Origin of the sequence: Methylocucumis oryzae (assembly GCF_000963695.1) — a bacterium.
In the GTDB taxonomy this organism is placed as follows: domain Bacteria; phylum Pseudomonadota; class Gammaproteobacteria; order Methylococcales; family Methylomonadaceae; genus Methylovulum; species Methylovulum oryzae.
Window position 1 is genome coordinate 1 of record NZ_LAJX01000006.1, and the last position, 4,564, is coordinate 4,564.

The following is a 4,564-nucleotide window of genomic DNA, read 5'->3' on the forward strand; positions in this document are numbered from 1 at the left end:
TGCTGGAAGCAAGCAGCCAACTTTTGTAAAGGCTTCTTCATAATTATTTTCTTYMTKWTMTTTTTTTTTTTTTGTTATTCAACAAAATATTGAATTGTTTTTTATAGACTAATATTAGTTTTTGGCTGAATGGTTTTTATCCCGTACTAAGCAGGGAATTTTTCATACCAAGTGCCTAGATTTAATGATTTTGGCTAAAAAGTCAATAATTAAAAGCAAAGGCCTATACTGAATTAAGATGCTGATGAACTAGCTTATTGTTTCCTATATAACTTCGACTGAAAACTGTCCGTTATCACAGCTTAAGACCTGGCCTGAACGCTCATTCCAAGCGGCAAGTACATAACGCTGCGCTAGCTTGTCATCCACATGAAATTCATGCAGTGCAGGTCTATGGGTATGGCCATGAATAAGGCGGGAGCAGTTATAGTGTTTTAACGTCGCAATCACTGTTTGCTGATTGACATCCATGATGTCGTCTTGTTGTTTACGCTTATGTAGAAAACTACGCAAGCGATACCAACGCGCAGCGATTAAACGCAGCCATAGCGGCTTAGCAAGAATATTTTTTTGCCATTCAGGGTCATGTGCTTTAACTCGGAAGGCTTGATACGCTATGTCGTCGGAACATAACAAATCACCATGCATTAGCAACGTGGGCGTACCTGCTAACTCGATAACATGGTAATCGGGTAATAAGCTAACGCCAGTATCTTGGCAGAAACGCTGGCCGATTAAAAAATCGCGATTGCCAGGTTGTAGAAATACGGCGGTACCTGAAGCACAGAGTTGTTTAAGCTGTTGACGAATGGCTGCGTTGGGCGCAGTAAAATCGTCATCGCCTACCCAAGCATCAAATAAATCGCCTAAGATAAATAACGCTGATGCGCGAGCTGCGCGATGTTGTAAAAAGTGAATAAAACGTTTTAGTAATGGCGGGTTTATCCAATCCTAAGTGCAAATCGGATATGAATAAAACTTCAGACACGTGTAAAAGTCCGTCAGGAGAAAAGGGCAGGGACGCTAAGGTTGGTTGAGTAGATGCTTCAAGCCAACCTTGCGTAAAACAATCGTAAAGCGGATTAATCCATCATTTCAGCTTTTTCTATCACAATATCCGTTTTAGGAACATCTTGATGTCCGCCACGATTACCCGTGGGTTGTGCGGCCATTTTATCAACAACATCCATACCGGAAATGACTTCACCAAAAACGGCATAACCCCAACCGCTAGCGGTCGGACTGGTATAATTTAAAAAACTGTTGTCTTTGTAATTAATAAAAAATTGTGCGGTAGCAGAATCAGGCACATTGGTTCTAGCCATGGCAATACTGCCGCGTTTGTTGCTTAAGCCATTATCTGCTTCATTTTTAATCGGCGCGTGGGTTGCTTTTTGATTAAACGACGTATCAAAACCGCCACCTTGAGCCATAAAGTTGGGAATTACTCTATGAAAAATCGTACCATTATAAAAACCTTCGTTAACATAAGTAATAAAGTTAGCGACACTAATAGGCGCTTTTTCAGGGTTTAATTCAATAACAATCTCGCCTAAAGAGGTTGTTAATTTAACTTTGTTAGCGGTTTCGGCCATTTTGTTTTCCGTTGCAAATGAGAGAGTTGACGTCAAAGACAGCATCAGGGCAAGCATAATATTACGCATGATTCATCCTTTAGTTGTAATACAAGCCCAAATTCTATGCGCTTTTCGCTTGAAAGAGAAGTATACGCTTGGTAAATTGCCCAATGTTAACTTCATAAAAACTAATCCACTATGCTAAAAATTTATAACACCTTGACTCGAAAGAAAGAGCTATTTCAACCGCGCGTAGCGGGTAAAGTCGGCATGTATGTCTGTGGCATGACGGTTTATGATTATTGTCATATTGGCCATGCCCGTGTCATGGTGGTGTTTGATACAGTGGCACGCTACTTACGTCATATCGGTTATGAGCTAACGTATGTGCGTAATATAACCGATATTGATGACAAAATTATTCAACGCGCCCAAGATAATGACGAAACGATTAGCGCGTTAACCGAGCGATTTATCGAGGCTATGCACGAAGATGAACGCGCTTTGTCGGTACTACCTCCCGATATTGAACCGCGTGCAACGGGTTCTATTGCAGAAATTATTAGTATGATTCAAACGCTGATTGCTAAAGGCTATGCCTATGTTGGTAGCAATGGCGATGTGTTTTATGCGGTGGAAAAATTTACCCATTACGGTCAATTATCCGGAAAAAACCTGGCTGATTTACAAGCAGGCGAGCGCGTTGAAGTCGATCACGCTAAGCGTAATCCATTAGATTTTGTGTTATGGAAAATGGCTAAAAGTCATGAGCCGCATTGGCCATCGCCGTGGGGCGACGGTAGACCGGGCTGGCATATTGAATGCTCCGCCATGTCTACCTGCTGCTTAGGCAACCATTTCGACATACATGGTGGTGGAATGGATTTGCAATTCCCGCATCACGAAAACGAAATAGCCCAATCAGAAGGAGCAACCGGTGAGCGCTTTGTCAATCTATGGATGCATAACGGCTTTGTGCGTGTTAATGAAGAAAAAATGTCTAAATCGCTAGGCAACTTTTTTACCGTGCGAGAAGTGTTAAAACAATATCGACCTGAAGTCATTCGATTTTTCATCTTATCCAGTCACTACCGCAGTCCATTAAACTATTCTGATGAGCAATTAAACGAAGCCAGCACAGCGTTAACCCGTTTATACATGGCATTGCGCGGGATAGAAACAGGTTCTGCAACGATAGATTCGGGCTATCTTGAGCGTTTTCAACAGGCTATGGATGATGACTTTAATACACCGGTTGCATTTGCGGTTTTATTTGATATAGCTAGAGAGCTTAATATTGCTAAAACCAGTTCAGACTCTGCTAAAACTGAACAACTTGCAGTAACCCTAAAAACGTTAGGCGGATTATTAGGACTCTTGCAAACGAATGCAGAGAGTTTTTTACAAGGCGAGCAGTCTGATGCGAGTATACAAGAGCAGATTCAAGCGCGAATCGACGCCAAGAAAGCCAAAAATTGGGCATTAGCGGATAAAATTCGTGATGAATTAAAAGCCCAAGGGGTGATTTTAGAAGACACGCCTGATGGTAAAACTAACTGGCGACTTGAAGCGGCAAAATAAGTTTGGTGGCGAATACTATGAGCGAAATAATAGAAAAAACTCTACAGCAATTTTTAGACGAATTAGCCAGTAAATCGGCAACACCAGGTGGCGGTAGTGCCGCTGCGCTTATGGGCGCACAAGCGGCAGCATTAACCAGCATGGTATGCCGTTTAACGATAGGCAAGCCGCAATATCAAGCTGTTGAGTCGCAAATGCAGCAGTTACTAGAGCGCGCTGAACAATTACGCGCAGAGCTTACGGGTTTGGTTAAGGCTGATGTCGATGTATTTAATCAACTTATGGCTGCCTACGGGATGCCAAAAGCAACCGAGTTGGAAAAAACAGAGCGCAGTGCCATGATACAAAACGTATTAAAGCAAGCGACCGAAGTGCCTTTAACGTGTGCACGGTTATGTAGAACAGCAATAACCCTTAGCTACGAAGCGGCCTTACACGGTTATACCGGCGTGATTAGCGATGCGGGCGTAGCTGTGCTAGCGGCGTATAGCGGCTTAAAAAGCGCGGCGCTCAATGTTTATATTAATACAGGCAGCATTAAAGACACGGCATTTACCGAAGACAAATTAGCGGAGTTGCAAGCAATATTAGAGGGCGCAGAGCAATTAACCGAGCAAGTTTATCAAATCGTTAAAGAGAAACTTTAATAAAAAGACGTAAGTTTTTTGAAAAAGTATTGACGAAAACAGCGACTGTCGTTAATATAGTCAGCTCTTCAGCGATGGTTAGTTCTTATCCATTCACAAAGAGATCGTCGGGATGTAGCGCAGTTTGGTAGCGCGCCTGCTTTGGGAGCAGGATGTCGGGGGTTCGAATCCCTCCATCCCGACCATTAGCGCTTGTAGCTCAACCGGATAGAGCACCAGCCTTCTAAGCTGGGGGTCGCAGGTTCGAGTCCTGCCAAGCGCGCCATTTCTTACCATCCCCTTTTAAGATTTTATGGTGGGCGTAGCTCAGTTGGCAGAGTGCAGGATTGTGATTCCTGTTGTCGCGGGTTCGACCCCCGTCGCTCACCCCATTAAATCAATACCCCCTTTTCTTATTGAAGCTGCTGCGTTAGTGCAATGATTTAGTTTGTCAGCGCCAGAAACAAAAACGTCCATCAAGACATTTCATTAGAAATCTTTTCATTTGGCACGCTTGTGAGTTGTGTTACGTCAATTTTGCCATTTAATAGAGTTTATGCACAATAAGCAAAATGGGTGTATGGTGCAATAGTATCCTAATAAAATTTGGAGATAGTGATGTTCACCGAGTCGATGTTACGCAAACATCCTGCATTAGTCCGTGCTTTCACGGGAATTCCAGCGGAAGAGTTTTGGGACATGCTTGAAAAAATGGAAGCTCAACTACCCGCCTATGAAAAGAGGCGGCATACTCGTGAGGGTCGTGAGCGAGCAATTGGT

At 43.1% G+C, this 4,564-nt stretch carries 4 protein-coding genes and 3 tRNA genes; 5 read left to right on the forward strand and 2 right to left on the reverse strand.

The window, feature by feature from the left end; genetic code table 11:
- Positions 1–264 precede the first annotated feature (264 nt).
- On the reverse strand, positions 265–945 hold the full coding sequence (gene lpxH / locus VZ94_RS00660) for a UDP-2,3-diacylglucosamine diphosphatase (protein ID WP_338040176.1): 681 nt from the start codon (positions 943–945) through the stop codon (positions 265–267).
- Positions 946–1,082: 137 nt separating this feature from the next.
- Entirely contained in the window at positions 1,083–1,664 is a 582-nt protein-coding gene (locus tag VZ94_RS00665) for a peptidylprolyl isomerase (RefSeq protein WP_082081258.1), read from the reverse strand.
- Between the two features lie 111 nt (positions 1,665–1,775).
- On the opposite strand from VZ94_RS00665, the gene cysS reads away from it, so the two are divergent.
- From cysS to VZ94_RS00690, 5 genes are all read left to right on the forward strand, one after another.
- On the forward strand, positions 1,776–3,158 hold the full coding sequence (gene cysS, locus VZ94_RS00670; RefSeq protein ID WP_045777746.1) for a cysteine--tRNA ligase: 1,383 nt from the start codon (positions 1,776–1,778) through the stop codon (positions 3,156–3,158).
- Between the two features lie 17 nt (positions 3,159–3,175).
- Positions 3,176–3,805, forward strand: coding sequence for a methenyltetrahydrofolate cyclohydrolase (gene fchA, locus VZ94_RS00675; RefSeq protein ID WP_045777747.1), 630 nt, complete (start codon positions 3,176–3,178; stop codon positions 3,803–3,805).
- Between the two features lie 108 nt (positions 3,806–3,913).
- Positions 3,914–3,990 (forward strand) — tRNA-Pro (locus VZ94_RS00680).
- Between the two features lie 3 nt (positions 3,991–3,993).
- Positions 3,994–4,070, forward strand: a tRNA-Arg gene (locus VZ94_RS00685).
- 30 nt (positions 4,071–4,100) lie between these two features.
- A tRNA-His gene (locus tag VZ94_RS00690) sits at positions 4,101–4,176 on the forward strand.
- Positions 4,177–4,564 lie beyond the last annotated feature (388 nt).